Raw genomic sequence first — 15,045 nt, 5'->3', positions numbered from 1 at the left:
GCTTGGGCCGGCCGGTTGTCTATTCGCGCCCTACCTTAAGGGACAGGCGCGTTCAGGTCGAGATTAAAAATGGGGTCGAGATCAGGGGCAGCTCTTAATCACAAGAATGCCACCTGACCGTCAACGGTATTGGAGGAAGACGTTGTCTCGCCCGAACTGGTCACGCAAGGCTTGAATCAACGCATCCGCCGGATCGATTCGCCAGGTCTCGCCAAACTGCAGCAAAGCCTTTGCATCAGGACTCGTGTACTCCATGGTAATCGGGCATGCGCCGCGATGGCGCTTGAACAACTCACCCAGCCAGCGTAGCTGATCGCCTTTCAAATCCTTGGTTTGCAGCTTCAGGCGCAAGCTTTCGGCAAGGTTAGTGCGCGCATCTTCCATGCTCATCACGCGCTTGACCCGCAACTTCAGGCCGCCGGAGAAGTCGTCATTGCTGACCTCCCCTTCGACCACCACCATCGCATCCGTCTGCAACAGCGACTGCGCGGTATGGAACGCCTCGGCGAATAGCGACGCCTCTATCCGTCCGGAGCGGTCATCAAGGGTGATGAAGCCCATCTTGTCGCCCTTTTTGTTCTTCATCACGCGCAGGGCGATGATCATGCCGGCGACGGTCTGGGTATCGCGCGCCGGCTTCAAATCGATGATGCGCTGCCGGGCAAAGCGACGGATTTCGCCTTCGTATTCGTCTATCGGGTGACCAGTCAAATACAGGCCCAGGGTGTCTTTCTCCCCTTTCAGCCGTTCCTTGAGCGTCAGCTCCTTGGCCTTGCGATGACTGGCGTAGACGTCTGCGTCTTCCTCGACAAACAGCCCGCCGAACAGGTCGGCATGGCCACTGTCCTGGGTGCGTGCGGTTTGTTCGGCAGCCTTGATCGCCCCTTCCATCGCGGCCAGCAGTACCGCGCGATTCTGGTCGATGCTCGCCTGATAGGCTTTCGGTTCGTCATGAAAATAAGGCCCCAGACGATCCAGCGCACCGCTGCGGATCAAGCCGTCGAGGGTACGTTTGTTGATTCGCTTCAGATCGACACGTGCGCAGAAATCGAACAGGTCCTTGAACGGACCGTCCTGGCGCGCCTCGGTGATCGCTTCCACCGGGCCTTCGCCCACACCCTTGATCGCGCCGAGACCGTAAATGATCCGGCCTTCGTCGTTCACCGTGAACTTGAACTCGGAGGCATTCACATCCGGCGCGTCGAGACGCAGCTTCATGCTGCGAATCTCTTCGATCAAGGTCACGACCTTGTCGGTGTTGTGCATGTCCGCCGACAGCACCGCCGCCATGAACGGCGCCGGGTAATGCGTTTTCAGCCACGCGGTCTGGTACGACACCAGGCCGTACGCCGCGGAGTGGGATTTGTTGAAGCCGTAACCGGCGAACTTTTCTACCAGGTCGAAAATGTTACCGGCGAGGTCGGCATCGATGTTGTTGGTCGCGCAGCCTTCGATGAAGCCGCCGCGCTGCTTGGCCATTTCTTCGGGCTTTTTCTTACCCATGGCGCGACGCAGCATGTCCGCACCACCGAGGGTGTAACCGGCCATGACCTGGGCAATCTGCATCACCTGTTCTTGATACAGGATGATGCCGTACGTCGGTGCCAGCACCGGCTTGAGGCCTTCGTACTGGTAATCCGAGTGCGGGTACGCGAGTTCGGCGCGACCGTGCTTACGGTTGATGAAGTCATCCACCATGCCCGATTGCAACGGGCCCGGACGGAACAGGGCCACCAGTGCGATCAAGTCTTCCAGGCAGTCGGGCTTGAGCTTCTTGATCAGCTCCTTCATGCCGCGGGATTCGAGCTGGAACACCGCCGTGGTTTCGGCTTTTTGCAGCAGCGTGTAGGTCGGCTTGTCGTCCAGCGGAATGAACGCGATGTCCAGCGGCGGCTGATCGACCTTGGCGCGGTCGCGGTTGATGGTTTTGAGTGCCCAGTCGATAACCGTCAGGGTTCGCAGACCGAGGAAGTCGAACTTCACCAGACCGGCGGCTTCAACGTCATCCTTGTCGAACTGGGTTACCAGGCCGTCACCGGCCTCGTCACAATAAATCGGCGAAAAGTCGGTCAGTTTGGTCGGTGCAATCACCACACCACCGGCGTGTTTACCGACGTTACGCACAACACCCTCAAGCTTGCGCGCCATTTCCCAGATTTCGGCGGCTTCTTCATCGACCTTGATGAAGTCACGCAGGATCTCTTCCTGCTCATACGCCTTTTCCAGGGTCATGCCGACTTCGAACGGAATCATCTTCGACAGACGATCCGCCAAGCCGTAGGACTTGCCCTGCACCCGTGCCACGTCCCGGACCACAGCCTTGGCCGCCATGGAACCGAAGGTGATGATCTGGCTTACCGCGTTGCGACCGTATTTCTCGGCCACGTATTCAATCACCCGATCACGACCGTCCATGCAGAAGTCGACGTCGAAGTCGGGCATCGATACCCGTTCCGGGTTGAGGAAACGTTCGAACAGCAGGTCATATTCCAGCGGATCGAGGTCGGTAATCTTCTGTACGTAGGCCACCAGCGACCCGGCACCCGACCCCCGGCCCGGACCTACCGGCACGCCGTTGCTCTTGGCCCACTGAATAAAGTCCATCACGATCAGGAAGTAACCGGGGAACCCCATCTGGATGATGATATCCAGCTCGAAATTCAGCCGGTCGACGTAGACCTGACGCTTCGCTTCATAGTCTTGCGTGGTGTCCTTGGGCAGCAGCACGGTCAGGCGTTCTTCCAGGCCATCGAACGACACTTTGCGGAAATACTCGTCGATGGTCATGCCATCGGGAATCGGGAAGTTGGGCAGGAAGTGCTTGCCGAGCTTCACTTCGATGTTGCAGCGCTTGGCGATTTCGACGGTGTTTTCCAGCGCCTCGGGCAGGTCACTGAACAGCTCGGCCATTTCCTCGGCGCTTTTGAGGTATTGCTGGTCGCTGTAATTCTTGGAACGCCGCGGATCGTCGAGGGCGCGCCCCTCACCGATACAAACGCGGGTTTCGTGAGCGGCGAAGTCTTCCTGCTTGATGAATCGCACATCGTTGGTCGCGACCAGTGGCGCGCCGATTTTCTCGGCCAAGGCCACGGCACCGTGCAATTGCTCTTCATCATTGGGGCGATTGGTGCGCTGGATTTCCAGGTAGAAACGATCCGGGAACACCGCCATCCATTCGCGCGCGAGGTTTTCCGCTTCAGCCGGGTTGCCACTGAGCATGGCCAAGCCGATTTCGCCCTCTTTCGCCGCCGACAGCATGATCAGGCCTTCGCTGGCTTCGGCGACCCATTCGCGCTCGATGATTACCGAGCCATTGCGTTGGCCGTCGATGAAACCACGGGAAATCAGTTCGGTCAGGTTGCGATAGCCGACTGCATTCATGGCCAGCAGGCTGATCCGGCTCAGCGCGTTGTCCGGGTCCTTGTTCGACAGCCACAAGTCGGCGCCACAGATCGGCTTGATCCCGGCACCCATGGCTGCTTTGTAGAATTTGACCAGGGAACACATGTTGTTCTGGTCGGTGACCGCTACGGCAGGCATGTTCATGCCGACCAGGGTCTTGACCAGCGGTTTGATCCGCACCAGACCGTCGACCAGGGAATATTCAGTGTGCAGGCGTAGATGAACGAATGAAGCCGGCATAGTGATCCTGCGTTATGTCATGAAAACAACAAGGCCCGGATTGTACCGGGCCTTGGCAAAAACATCAGCCTTGCGACTAACTCTCGATCAGACTTTCCCGCGCCTCGTACGCCAGGCGCACCGGGGCGAACGAGCGGCGGTGAATCGGCGTCGGCCCTAAGCGGGCTAGCGCTTCCAGATGAACGGGCGTCGGGTAGCCTTTGTGGCCCCCGATGCCGTAGCCCGGGTAAATCAGTTCGAATGCGGCCATTTCGCGGTCGCGGCTGACCTTGGCCAGAATCGAGGCCGCCGCAATGGCCGGGACCTTGCCGTCGCCCTGCACTACTGCTTCGGCACGCATCGACAGCTTCGGGCAACGATTGCCGTCGATCATGGCCAGTTTCGGCTGGATATGCAGACCTTCGACGGCACGTTGCATCGCCAGCATGGTGGCGTGCAGGATGTTAAGTTCGTCGATTTCTTCAACTTCGGCCCGGGCGATGCACCAGCTCAGGGCTTTTTCGCAGATTTCGTCGTAAAGCTTTTCGCGGCGGGCTTCGGTGAGTTTCTTTGAGTCATTCAGGCCGAGGATCGGTCGGCTTGGATCAAGGATCACCGCCGCCGTGACCACGGCACCGCAGAGTGGGCCGCGACCGACTTCGTCGACGCCGGCCACGAGGTCTTCGACTTCGGCGACCAGGGTGAAGTCCAGGCCCATCTGAATGCTGGTTTTGCTCATTGTGTTTTGCCGATCAGGTTCAGTACTGCATCCGCCGCTTGATTGGAGGCGTCCAGACGCAAGGTACGATGAATTTCGTCGAAGCCGCGAGTCTGCTCCTCGCCACCTTCGATCAGGGGTGAAAGCGTCTGAGCAAGGGCTTCGACCGTTGCGTCGTCCTGCAGCAACTCAGGCACCAAAAGGCGCTGGGCCAACAGGTTCGGCAACGACACGTATGGACTTTTCACCATGCGCTTGAGCATCCAGAAAGTCAGGGGCGCCAGTCGATACGCCACCACCATCGGCCGCTTGTACAACAACGCTTCGAGGGTCGCCGTACCGGAAGCGATCAGCACCGCGTCGCAAGCTGCCAAGGCCAGATGGGACTTGCCATCAAGCAAGGTCAGTGGCAAATCGCGGCCGACCAGCAGCTCTTCAAGCTGCGCGCGGCGCTCCGGGCTGGCGCACGGCATAACGAAACGCACGCCAGGACGCAGGGCGCGCAGGCGCTGGGCGGTGTCGAGAAACAACGCACCGAGCCGACCCACTTCACCGCCACGACTACCGGGCATCAGCGCAACCAGCGGACCGTCCGGCAAATCAAGCTCGGCACGCGCTGCGGCGCGATCAGCCTCAAGCGGAATCGCATCGGCCAGGGAGTGCCCGACAAAGCGCACCGGCACACCCTTCTCTTCGTAAAATTTCGCTTCGAACGGGAACAGCGTGAGCATCAGGTCGCAGCCTTCGCGAATCTTCAGCACGCGCTTCTGCCGCCACGCCCACACCGACGGGCTGACATAATGCACAGTCTTGATCCCGGCCTGACGCAGCTTGAGTTCGATGTTGAGGTTGAAGTCCGGGGCATCGATACCGATGAACACGTCCGGCTTCTCTGCGATCAGGTCGGCGATCAGCTTTTTGCGGCGCGCCATCAGCTCGCGCAATCGGCCCAGCACTTCCACCAGACCCATGACCGAAAGACGTTCCATCGGGAAGTACGAGGTCAGGCCCTCGGCCTGCATCAGCGGACCACCGACCCCGATGAATTCCACCGCCGGATGCTGAGCCTTGAGCGCACGCATCAGGCCCGCACCCAGAATGTCACCGGAAGCTTCACCCGCTACCAGCGCAATACGCAGATTAGCCATGATTAACGGGTGATGCCGCGAGTCGAAGACTGGATGGAATCACGGAACACCGCGACTTCCGGGAACTGATCCGAAGGTTCGGCCAGCTCGGTGAGTGCTTGCTCGACGGTCAGGCCCTGTCGGTAAACCACCTTGTAGGCACGACGCAGCGCGTGGATCGCGTCTTCGCTGAAGCCTCGACGACGCATGCCCTCGAAATTCATGCTTCGCGCTTCGGCAGGGTTGCCAAACACGGTGACGTACGCAGGAACGTCCTTGCCGATGGCCGTACCCATGCCGGAAAAGCTGTGGGCGCCAATGTGGCAATACTGGTGCACAAGGGTAAAACCGGAGAGGATCGCCCAGTCTTCAACGTGCACATGACCGGCCAACGCGGTGTTGTTGACCAGGATGCAGTGGTTGCCGATGACGCTGTCGTGACCGATGTGGGCATAGGCCATGATCAGGTTGTGATCGCCCAGGGTCGTTTCCGAACGATCCTGAACGGTCCCACGGTGAATCGTTACGCCTTCACGGATGACGTTGTGGTCACCGATGACCAGGCGGGTTTCTTCGCCCTTGTACTTCAGATCGGGCGTGTCCTCACCTACCGACGAAAACTGGTAGATGCGGTTGTGCTTACCGATTCGGGTCGGGCCTTTGAGAATCACGTGCGGCCCGATCACTGTTCCCTCGCCGATTTCCACACCTGCGCCGACGATCGACCACGGGCCGACCTCGACGTCGTCGGCCAGAACGGCCGTCGGATCGATGATTGCGCGAGGGTCAATCAAACTCATAGTTTGCGTTCCGCGCAGATGATTTCCGCGGAGCAGACTGGCTTGCCGTCGACCGAAGCCTGGCACTCGAACTTCCAGATCTGACGCTTGCAGCTCAGGAACTTGGCTTCAAGGATCAACTGATCGCCCGGCAGTACCGGCTGACGGAAGCGCAACTTGTCGGAGCCGACGAAGTAGTAAAGGGTGCCGTCGGCCGGTTTCACGTCGAGCATTTTGAAGCCAAGGATCCCGGCAGCCTGAGCCATCGCTTCGATGATCAGTACGCCCGGCATGATTGGATGCGCAGGGAAGTGACCATTGAAGAACGGTTCGTTGATGCTGACATTCTTGTAGGCGCGAATGCGCTTGCCTTCCACATCCAGATCCACGACCCGGTCCACCAGCAGGAACGGGTAACGGTGAGGCAGGTATTCGCGAATCTCGTTGATGTCCATCATTTCGGGGGGAAGCCTATGTAAAGATTGGGAGCGCGCGATTGACGCGCGCGCCTCTAGCAAATCAAGCAGGCAGTCTAACGGCTGTGCACACTTGATATGGAAATGGTATCAGCCATCTGATGAAGCATTACCGTCAGGGGTCACTTCCCCTACACGCTTTTCCAGCTGTCGCAGACGCCGCGCGATATCATCGAGCTGACGGATACGAGCCGCGCTTTTGCGCCATTCGGCTGCTGGCTGCATGGCCGTACCGGAAGAATAGGAGCCCTTTTCGGTAATCGAGTGGGTCACCATGGTCATCCCGGTGATGAAAACGTTGTCGCAAATTTCGATATGCCCCACCAACCCGACACCGCCAGCGAGCATGCAGTGCTTACCGATTTTGGTGCTGCCGGAGATACCGACACAAGCGGCCATCGCGGTGTGATCACCGACCTGCACGTTGTGGGCGATCTGTATCTGGTTGTCGAGCTTCACACCATTACCGAGCACGGTATCGGCCAATGCGCCGCGGTCGATAGCGGTATTCACGCCAATCTCCACATCATCGCCGACCAGCACACCACCGATCTGGGCGATTTTCTGCCAGACACCTTTCTCGTTGGCAAAGCCGAAGCCTTCACCACCGAGTACGGCACCCGACTGAATCACCACACGCTTGCCGATGCGCACGTCGTGGTACAGCGTTACCCGCGGCGCCAGCCAGCCGCCTTCGCCGATCTCGCAACGGGCACCGATGAAGCAATGCGCACCGATGGTTACGCCAGCAGCAATGCGTGCCGCGCTTTCGATCACCGCAAAAGCACCGATACTCGCTGCCGGATCAACCACCGCGTCCTCGGCCACAACCGCTGTCGGATGAATACCGGCAGTTGCTTTCGGCTTTGGATCGAACAGGTGGGAAATACGCGCGTAGGCCAGATACGGATCAGGCACCACCAACGCATTACCGGCAAAACCTTCGGCATCAGCGGCCTTCAGCAACAGCGCTGCGGCCCGGCTGTCTGCCAGGTATTTACGGTATTGAGGGTTTGCGAGAAAGCTCAACTGAGCTGGGCCAGCCTCTTGTAAAGTGGCTAGCCCAGTAATTTCTTTCTCCGGGTCGCCACGTAGCGTGGCGCCGAGGAACTCGGCCAATTGGCCGAGCTTTATGGTCGCTGTCATAGTTACTTCAGCTGATTCATGCGCTCGATCACCTGGCGAGTGATGTCGTACTGAGGTTTGACATCAATCACTGCGCCACGCTCGAAGACCAGGTCAAAAGCACCTTTCTTGATGACTTCTTCCACAGCGCTGTCCAGTTTCGGCTTGAGCTGCTTCAGCATTTCACGGTCGGCAACGGCTTTGGCTTCGTTCAGCTCCTTGGACTGGAACTGGAAGTCACGGGCCTTTTGCTTGAATTCCAGTTCAAGACGCTCACGCTCACCTTGCTGCATCTTGTCGCCACCGGCCATCAGACGGTCCTGAATGCCTTTGGCACTGCTTTCGAGTGTCTTGAGCTTGGTCAGTTGCGGGCCGAACTTCTTCTCGGCATCCACGGCGTACTTCTTGGCCGCGTCGGATTCCAGCAGGGCCATCTGATAGTTCAGGACGGCGATTTTCATGTCGGCAAAAGCCGGGCCTGCGACCAGTACGGTGGCGAGGAGAACCAATTGAGTCAACTTACGCACGATGCACCCCTACAAAATCCATTGTCATTATTTTGAGGCAGACGCTTAGAACGTCTGACCAAGAGAGAATTGGAACACTTGAGTTTCAGCGTTATCCGGTTCTTTGACTGGCATCGCCAGCGCGAAACTCAGCGGACCCAGCGCAGTGACCCAAGTCACACCTACACCGACGGAACTGGCCATGTTGCTGAGGCTGATGTCGTTGCACTGCGTATTGGACTTCACATTAGGGTTAGTGTTGGAAGTCTGCGTGCACTTGGAGTCGAACACGTTACCCACATCCCAGAATACCGAGGTACGCAGCGAACGTTGATCCTTGACGAACGGCAGCGGGAACAGAATCTCTGCGCCACCTTGAATCAGGACATTACCACCAAACGGCAGTGGGTCCTGGTCCGGGTCGGCAAGCGTACCGACGTTACCTGTAACAGGCTGACCACGGCTAGGCGTACTGCGTGGGCCCAGCGTGCTGTCCTTGAAGCCACGAACCGAGTTGAAACCACCAGCATAGTAGTTTTCATAGAATGGCAAGCCATCGGTCGAACCGTAACCATCGCCATAACCCAATTCGGTGTGCAGGCGCATGGTGTAGTTTTCAGACAGTGGCTGGAACAACTGGCCACGGTAATCGAGCTTGAAGAACGACAAGTCGCTGCCCGGCACAGTGGCTTCCGCCGTCAGGCTTTGAGAATGACCACGGGTCGCCAATACGCCTTTGTTCAGGGTCGACTCGGACCAACCGGCCGACGCCTTGAAGTTCAGGTATTGATCGCCTTCACGGTTAACGAAGTCGAAGATTTCGTCGACGGTGTATTGACCGGTCTTGATCTTGTCTTGCTGTGCAGTCAGGCCGAAGGTCAGACGCGATGTCTCGCTGATCGGGTAACCGACGCTCACGCCAGCACCCAGGCTGTCTACGGCATAGCTTGCTACGTTGACATCAAGGTCTTTGTAGTCGGTGGTGCGATAGAACGCGTTGTAACCCAGGCTTACACCGTCAGCAGTCCAGTACGGGTCGACATAACCAAAGTTGTAGCGGGTCTGGTATTCGCTTTTGGTCAGGCCGATGCTGACTTTGTTACCGGTACCCAGGAAGTTGTTCTGGGTGATCGAACCACCGAGGATCAGGCCGGCACTTTGTGCGAAGCCAATACTGGCAGTAATCGAACCGGAAGCCTGCTCTTCGACGCTGTAGTTCACGTCAACCTGGTCATCGACACTCGGTACAGCAGGAGTTTCGACGTTCACTTCTTTGAAGAAGCCCAGACGCTCAAGACGCGTCTTGGATTGATCGATCAGGTAGGTGGAAGCCCAGCCACCTTCCATCTGACGCATTTCGCGTCGCAGCACTTCGTCTTCGGACTTGGTGTTGCCACGGAAGTTGATACGGTTAACGTAGGCACGCTTGCCTGGATCGACAGCGAAAGTGATGTCGACGGTATGGTCTTCATCATGAGGCTGAGGCACGCCGCTGACGTTGGCGAAGGTGTAACCCTCGTTCCCCAGGCGGCGGGTGATCAATTCCGACGTAGTGGTCATCAGCTTGCGCGAGAACACCTGTCCTTTCTGAACCAGCAGCAGGGACTTGACCTGGTCTTCAGGGACTTTCAGGTCACCGCTGAGTTTGACGTCACGAACGGTGTACTTCTCGCCTTCGTTGACGTTGACCGTGATGTAGACGTGTTTCTTATCCGGAGTGATCGATACCTGGGTCGATGCGATATCCATATTGATATAGCCACGGTCCAGGTAGTAGGAACGCAGGCGCTCCAGATCACCGGAGAGTTTTTCACGGGCGTACTTGTCGTCGTTCTTGAAGAAGGACAGCCAGTTGGTGGTCTTCAGTTCGAACAGGTCGATCAGGTCTTCGTCAGGGAAGACGGTGTTACCCACCACGTTGATGTGCTGGATAGCAGCGACGGTGCCTTCGTTGATATTGACCTTCAAGCCGACGCGGTTACGTGGCTGCGGTACCACTTCGGTGTCGACGGTAGCCGAGTAGCGACCCTGAGCGACGTATTGGCGCTGCAGTTCGTTACGCACACCTTCGAGCGTGGCGCGCTGGAAGATCTCGCCTTCGGCCAGGCCGGATTGTTTGAGGCCTTTCATCAAGTCTTCAGTGGAGATCGCCTTGTTACCCTCGATCTCGATACTGGCGACCGATGGGCGCTCGACTACCGTGATGACCAGGACGTTGCCATCGCGACCCAGCTGGATATCTTGAAAGAACCCGGTTTTGAACAACGCACGAGTGGATTCCACCAGGCGACGATCGTCCGCCTGTTCGCCGACGTTCAACGGCAAAGCTCCAAAGACGCTACCCGCGGAGACCCGCTGGAGGCCATTGACGCGAATATCAGAGATAGTGAAGGACTCGGCGTGAACTTCGGCGATCATCAATACGGTGAGAACCGCAGTTAGCAGCAGACGTTTCATGAAGTCCTTTCTTATTCCAACTGGCAATAAACAAACTGCCGCAAAATGCGGCAGATTCGCAATTCAGCGAAGTGTTACAGACGGCCCAAATCATTGACCAGAGCAAGCAACATCACCCCGACCACCAAACTGATACCGATCTGTATCCCCCAACCCTGCACCCGATCCGACAAGGGACGACCACGCGCCCACTCGATCAGATAAAACAACAAATGCCCCCCATCCAGTACAGGAATGGGCAACAAATTCACAACTCCCAGGCTAATACTCAGATAAGCAAGGAAATTCAGGAAATCAGCAACGCCCGACTGGGCAGAAGCGCCCGCCACTTTAGCAATGGTTATCGGTCCACTCAAGTTTTTTACCGAGAGCTCTCCGAACAACATTTTCTTGAGCGAATCGAGGGTCAGTACACTCATGGTCCAGGTGCGTCGAGCACCCTCTCCAATCGCGGCCACAGGACCGTAACTGACCTCGCGAATCATCTCTGGTGGCCAATCGACCGCTTTCACCCCAGCCCCCATATAACCGGTTGGTGCCTTGCTCTCGCCGCGAGCGGCCAACATCACGGGGACGTCGATTTGAGCACCCTCGCGCTCGACGCGCAGCATGATTTTGGTATCCGGATGCATACGGACGCTGTCGACCACTTGCTGCCAGTCGTCCAGCGCCTTGCCATCCAGAGCCAACAAGCGATCACCGGTCTTCAGGCCCGCCGCTTGGGCCGGCCCTTTCGGATCGAGTTCAGCCAACACGGGCGGCAACGCCGGACGCCAAGGACGAATACCCAGCGAACGAATGGGATCCGGCTCGTCAGCACCCTTGAGCCACTTATCCAGAACCAGCTCGCGAGGAGAGTCCGCCGTGGAACCCTGCTCACGCACCAACAATTGAAGTGAACCGCTCTCGCCAAGACGGCGAACCAGTTGCAGATTTACTGAAGCCCAGCCAGTCGTTGGCTCGCCATCGATGGCAACAATTTCCTGACCCGCAGTCAAACCGGCCTTGGCGGCAATGCTGCCGGACTCGACCGCGCCAATAACTGGACGCACCTGCTCGCTGCCGAGCATTGCCAAGACCCAGAAAAACACCATAGCCAGCAAAAAGTTGGCAATCGGGCCGGCCGCCACGATTGCGATACGCTGGCGGACAGATTTGCGATTAAAAGAATGATCGAGCTGATCGGCCGGCACTTCCCCTTCACGCTCATCGAGCATTTTCACGTAACCGCCCAACGGGATGGCGGCCACTACGAACTCCGTGCCTTTCTTGTCGTGCCAGCGCAGCAACGGCATGCCGAAGCCTACGGAGAAACGCAGCACTTTGACCCCACAGCGACGCGCGACCCAGAAATGGCCGAATTCGTGGAAGGTGACCAGCACGCCCAAAGCCACCAGGGTGCCGACAATCATATAGAGCGCGCTCATCTACTTTCTCCGCAATCCTATCCGGTGCTGCATGGACCAACGTATTGCAGCACTTAACGCCCGTGACGACTCAACCATTGCCCGGCCAGTACTCGCGCTGTCGCGTCAGCCGTGAACACGGCCTCGAGATCATCCACCGCCACTACGGGCTCGAGGTTCAACACTTCCTCGATGATACTCGCGATTTCCGGGTAGCGAACCCGCCCGTCGAGAAACGCCGCCACAGCCACTTCATTCGCCGCATTCAGCATCGCCGGCGCGCTATTACCGGCTTCGGCAGCCTGACGCGCCAAGCGCAGGCAAGGGAAACGTTCTTCATCGGGTGCATGGAAGTCCAGGCGCGCAACAGCAAACAGATCCAGCGGCGCCACACCCGAGTCGATGCGCTCCGGCCAAGCCAGCGCGTTGGCGATCGGCGTGCGCATGTCCGGATTGCCCAACTGGGCCAACACCGAGCCATCGACGTAGTCGACCAGTGAATGAATCACGCTCTGAGGATGAATCACGACTTCGACCTGGGACGGCTCAGCATCGAATAGCCAGCAGGCCTCGATCAGCTCGAGCCCTTTGTTCATCATGCTGGCGGAATCGACCGAGATCTTACGACCCATGGACCAGTTTGGGTGAGCGCACGCCTGATCGGGGGTAACATGCGCCAGCTCAGCCAAAGGTGTCTGTCGGAACGGACCGCCAGAGGCTGTCAGAAGAATCCGGCGCACGCCAACCACACCCAAACCACGAGCGAAATCCTGCGGCATGCATTGGAAAATCGCGTTGTGTTCACTGTCGATCGGCAGCAACACCGAGCCGCTTTTGCGTACGGCTTGCATGAACAAGGCGCCGGACATGACCAGCGCCTCCTTGTTCGCCAGCAAAATCTTTTTGCCTGCCTCTACCGCCGCCAGGGTTGGACGCAAGCCCGCCGCGCCAACGATGGCCGCCATGACGGCATCGACTTCAGGATCGGAAGCGACCTGGCAAAGCCCCTCCTCCCCCACCAGCACACGCGTCGAGAGCCCGGCCGCGCGCAAATCGTCCTGCAGGGTTCGGGCGGCATCGGCTTGCGGCACGACCGCAAACCGCGGCGTATGAAGGACGCACAAGGCCAACAGCTCACTCAGACGAGTAAACCCGCTCAAGGCGAAAACCTGATAACGCGCTGGATGACGAGCAATCACGTCGAGGGTGCTCAGACCAATCGAACCGGTCGCCCCCAGCACAGTAATCTGTTGAGGGCGGCTCACGGTGCAGCCATCCACAACAGCACGGCAAACACGGGGATCGCAGCCGTCAGGCTATCGATTCGATCCAGCACACCGCCATGCCCCGGCAGAAGGTTACTGCTGTCCTTGATGCCAGATTGGCGTTTGAACATGCTCTCGGTGAGGTCCCCCACCACCGAAATGAAGACAATCACTGCCGCGCCGATCAATCCCATCAGCACCTGGGCGAAACTCCAGTCGCGCACCAGGCCGACGATCGCCGTGATAATCAGACTCAGCACCAGGCCACCGTAAACGCCTTCCCAGCTCTTGCCGGGACTGACCTGCGGCGCAAGCTTGCGCTTGCCAAAGGCACGACCGGAAAAATACGCGCCGATATCCGCCCCCCAGACCAGCACCATCACGGCCATGATCAACCAGTTCCCCAAGGGCTCCTGCTTGATCTGGACCAGACCTTGCCAGGCCGGCAACAAAATCAGCAAACCTATCACCAGTTTGCAGGCGGCACTGGCCCAGTGTTCGCTGGAACGCGGATAGGTCAGCACCAAGTACGTCGCCACCCCCCACCAGAGCACCGAAGCGCCCAGCACCCAGGGCGCAAGCCCCGGCAGGATGTGCATGACAAACAGCATCAACGCGACCACCGCGGCATAGGCAACACGAATCGGCTGGGCGGTAAAACCGGCCAGCCGCGCCCATTCCCAGGCACCAAGCGTCACGACCAGCCCGATGAACAGTGCAAAGCCTGAACCTTCGAGCAGGAAAAACCCGCACAAAGCGATCGGCAGCAGGATCAGTGCGGTGATGATTCGTTGTTTAAGCATTAAACCCGGGCTCCAGCCTCGACCTGCTCGCTCGTTTTACCGAAGCGGCGCTGCCGAGAAGCAAAATCGGCCAACGCAGTACGCATGGCATCGTGTTTGAAGTCCGGCCAGAACAGGTCGGAGAAGTACAGCTCGGCGTAAGCCAGCTGCCACAGCAAGAAGTTACTGATGCGGTGCTCGCCACCGGTACGGATGCACAAGTCCGGCAACGGCAGATCGCCGGTAGCCAGACAGGTTTGCAGCAATTCAGGGGTGATGTCTTCCGGGCGCAGATGCCCGGCCTGAACTTCCCGCGCCAGACGCTGAGCGGCCTGCGCAATGTCCCACTGACCGCCGTAATTGGCGGCGATCTGCAGGACAAAGCGGTTGGCACCGGCAGTCATCGCCTCAGCTTCACGCATGGCGGCTTGAAGCTCGGGATGGAAGCGCGAGCGATCACCGATGATGCGCAGACTGATGTTGTTGTCATTGAGGCGCTTGGCCTCGCGACGCAATGCCTTGAAGAACAAATCCATCAAGGCACTGACCTCATCGGCAGGGCGCTGCCAGTTTTCACTGGAGAAAGCGAACAGGGTCAGCACCTCGACCCCGGCTTCAGCGCACACCTCGATCACCGCACGAACTGCATCCACGCCCGCTTTATGCCCGGCGACACCCGGCATGAAGCGCTTCTTCGCCCAGCGATTATTACCATCCATGATGATCGCGACATGGCGCGGCACCGCGGACGGCGCAGTCTGCTTGGTCTTATCCATGAAAACG

12 protein-coding genes are annotated in these 15,045 nt (G+C 58.5%); all 12 read right to left on the bottom strand.

The window, feature by feature from the left end; all coding sequences use genetic code 11:
* Positions 1–120: 120 nt before the first annotated feature.
* The 12 genes from dnaE to uppS all read right to left on the bottom strand — a co-directional run bounded on the left by dnaE (position 121) and on the right by uppS (position 15,038).
* Positions 121–3,642, bottom strand: coding sequence for a DNA polymerase III subunit alpha (gene dnaE, locus NL116_RS06385; protein WP_494376467.1), 3,522 nt, complete (start codon positions 3,640–3,642; stop codon positions 121–123).
* A gap of 76 nt (positions 3,643–3,718) precedes the next feature.
* A complete protein-coding gene (rnhB, locus tag NL116_RS06380) occupies positions 3,719–4,345 on the bottom strand; it encodes a ribonuclease HII (protein ID WP_494378010.1) in 627 nt (208 codons plus the stop codon).
* A gap of 11 nt (positions 4,346–4,356) precedes the next feature.
* Positions 4,357–5,487, bottom strand: a complete 1,131-nt coding sequence (lpxB, locus tag NL116_RS06375; protein WP_494376466.1) for a lipid-A-disaccharide synthase — start codon at positions 5,485–5,487, stop codon at positions 4,357–4,359.
* A gap of 2 nt (positions 5,488–5,489) precedes the next feature.
* On the bottom strand, positions 5,490–6,266 hold the full coding sequence (gene lpxA, locus NL116_RS06370) for an acyl-ACP--UDP-N-acetylglucosamine O-acyltransferase (RefSeq protein WP_494376465.1): 777 nt from the start codon (positions 6,264–6,266) through the stop codon (positions 5,490–5,492).
* Positions 6,263–6,703, bottom strand: a complete 441-nt coding sequence (gene fabZ / locus NL116_RS06365) for a 3-hydroxyacyl-ACP dehydratase FabZ (protein ID WP_007907157.1) — start codon at positions 6,701–6,703, stop codon at positions 6,263–6,265. Before fabZ ends, lpxA begins: the two co-directional genes overlap by 4 nt.
* A 108-nt stretch (positions 6,704–6,811) precedes the next feature.
* Complete coding sequence (lpxD, locus tag NL116_RS06360) at positions 6,812–7,867, bottom strand: UDP-3-O-(3-hydroxymyristoyl)glucosamine N-acyltransferase (RefSeq protein ID WP_494376464.1); 1,056 nt, start codon at positions 7,865–7,867, stop codon at positions 6,812–6,814.
* A gap of 2 nt (positions 7,868–7,869) precedes the next feature.
* A complete protein-coding gene (locus NL116_RS06355; RefSeq protein WP_008028980.1) occupies positions 7,870–8,373 on the bottom strand; it encodes an OmpH/Skp family outer membrane protein in 504 nt (167 codons plus the stop codon).
* Positions 8,374–8,418: 45 nt separating this feature from the next.
* Positions 8,419–10,809, bottom strand: coding sequence for an outer membrane protein assembly factor BamA (gene bamA / locus NL116_RS06350; RefSeq protein ID WP_494376463.1), 2,391 nt, complete (start codon positions 10,807–10,809; stop codon positions 8,419–8,421).
* 74 nt (positions 10,810–10,883) lie between these two features.
* Positions 10,884–12,236 carry a sigma E protease regulator RseP gene (gene rseP, locus NL116_RS06345; protein ID WP_494376462.1) on the bottom strand — a complete coding sequence of 451 codons (1,353 nt, stop codon included), beginning with the start codon at positions 12,234–12,236 and terminating at the stop codon, positions 10,884–10,886.
* Positions 12,237–12,289: 53 nt separating this feature from the next.
* Positions 12,290–13,480 (bottom strand): 1-deoxy-D-xylulose-5-phosphate reductoisomerase, encoded by a 1,191-nt coding sequence (gene ispC, locus NL116_RS06340; RefSeq protein ID WP_494376461.1) that lies wholly within the window; start codon positions 13,478–13,480, stop codon positions 12,290–12,292.
* Positions 13,477–14,283: a phosphatidate cytidylyltransferase gene (locus tag NL116_RS06335; RefSeq protein WP_494376460.1), complete on the bottom strand. Its 807-nt coding sequence runs from the start codon at positions 14,281–14,283 to the stop codon at positions 13,477–13,479. Before NL116_RS06335 ends, ispC begins: the two co-directional genes overlap by 4 nt.
* Entirely contained in the window at positions 14,283–15,038 is a 756-nt protein-coding gene (gene uppS, locus NL116_RS06330; protein ID WP_494376459.1) for a polyprenyl diphosphate synthase, read from the bottom strand. The genes NL116_RS06335 and uppS overlap by 1 nt, the downstream gene beginning before the upstream one ends.
* Between the last annotated feature and the right edge of the window lie 7 nt (positions 15,039–15,045).

The sequence above is a fragment of the Pseudomonas sp. FBCC-B1667 genome (genome assembly GCF_059133255.1).
The sequence above is the reverse complement of the archived record's forward strand: the minus strand, read 5'-3'. Positions and strand labels throughout refer to the sequence as shown.

Bases quoted from the DNA above. Each gene is read 5' to 3' on its own strand.
- dnaE (WP_494376467.1), bottom strand. From the start codon at position 3,642: ATGCCGGCTTCATTCGTTCATCTACGCCTGCACACTGAATATTCCCTG.
- lpxB (WP_494376466.1), bottom strand. From the start codon at position 5,487: ATGGCTAATCTGCGTATTGCGCTGGTAGCGGGTGAAGCTTCCGGTGAC.
- lpxA (WP_494376465.1), bottom strand. From the start codon at position 6,266: ATGAGTTTGATTGACCCTCGCGCAATCATCGATCCGACGGCCGTTCTG.
- fabZ (WP_007907157.1), bottom strand. From the start codon at position 6,703: ATGATGGACATCAACGAGATTCGCGAATACCTGCCTCACCGTTACCCG.
- lpxD (WP_494376464.1), bottom strand. From the start codon at position 7,867: ATGACAGCGACCATAAAGCTCGGCCAATTGGCCGAGTTCCTCGGCGCC.
- bamA (WP_494376463.1), bottom strand. From the start codon at position 10,809: ATGAAACGTCTGCTGCTAACTGCGGTTCTCACCGTATTGATGATCGCC.
- rseP (WP_494376462.1), bottom strand. From the start codon at position 12,236: ATGAGCGCGCTCTATATGATTGTCGGCACCCTGGTGGCTTTGGGCGTG.
- NL116_RS06335 (WP_494376460.1), bottom strand. From the start codon at position 14,283: ATGCTTAAACAACGAATCATCACCGCACTGATCCTGCTGCCGATCGCT.
- uppS (WP_494376459.1), bottom strand. From the start codon at position 15,038: ATGGATAAGACCAAGCAGACTGCGCCGTCCGCGGTGCCGCGCCATGTC.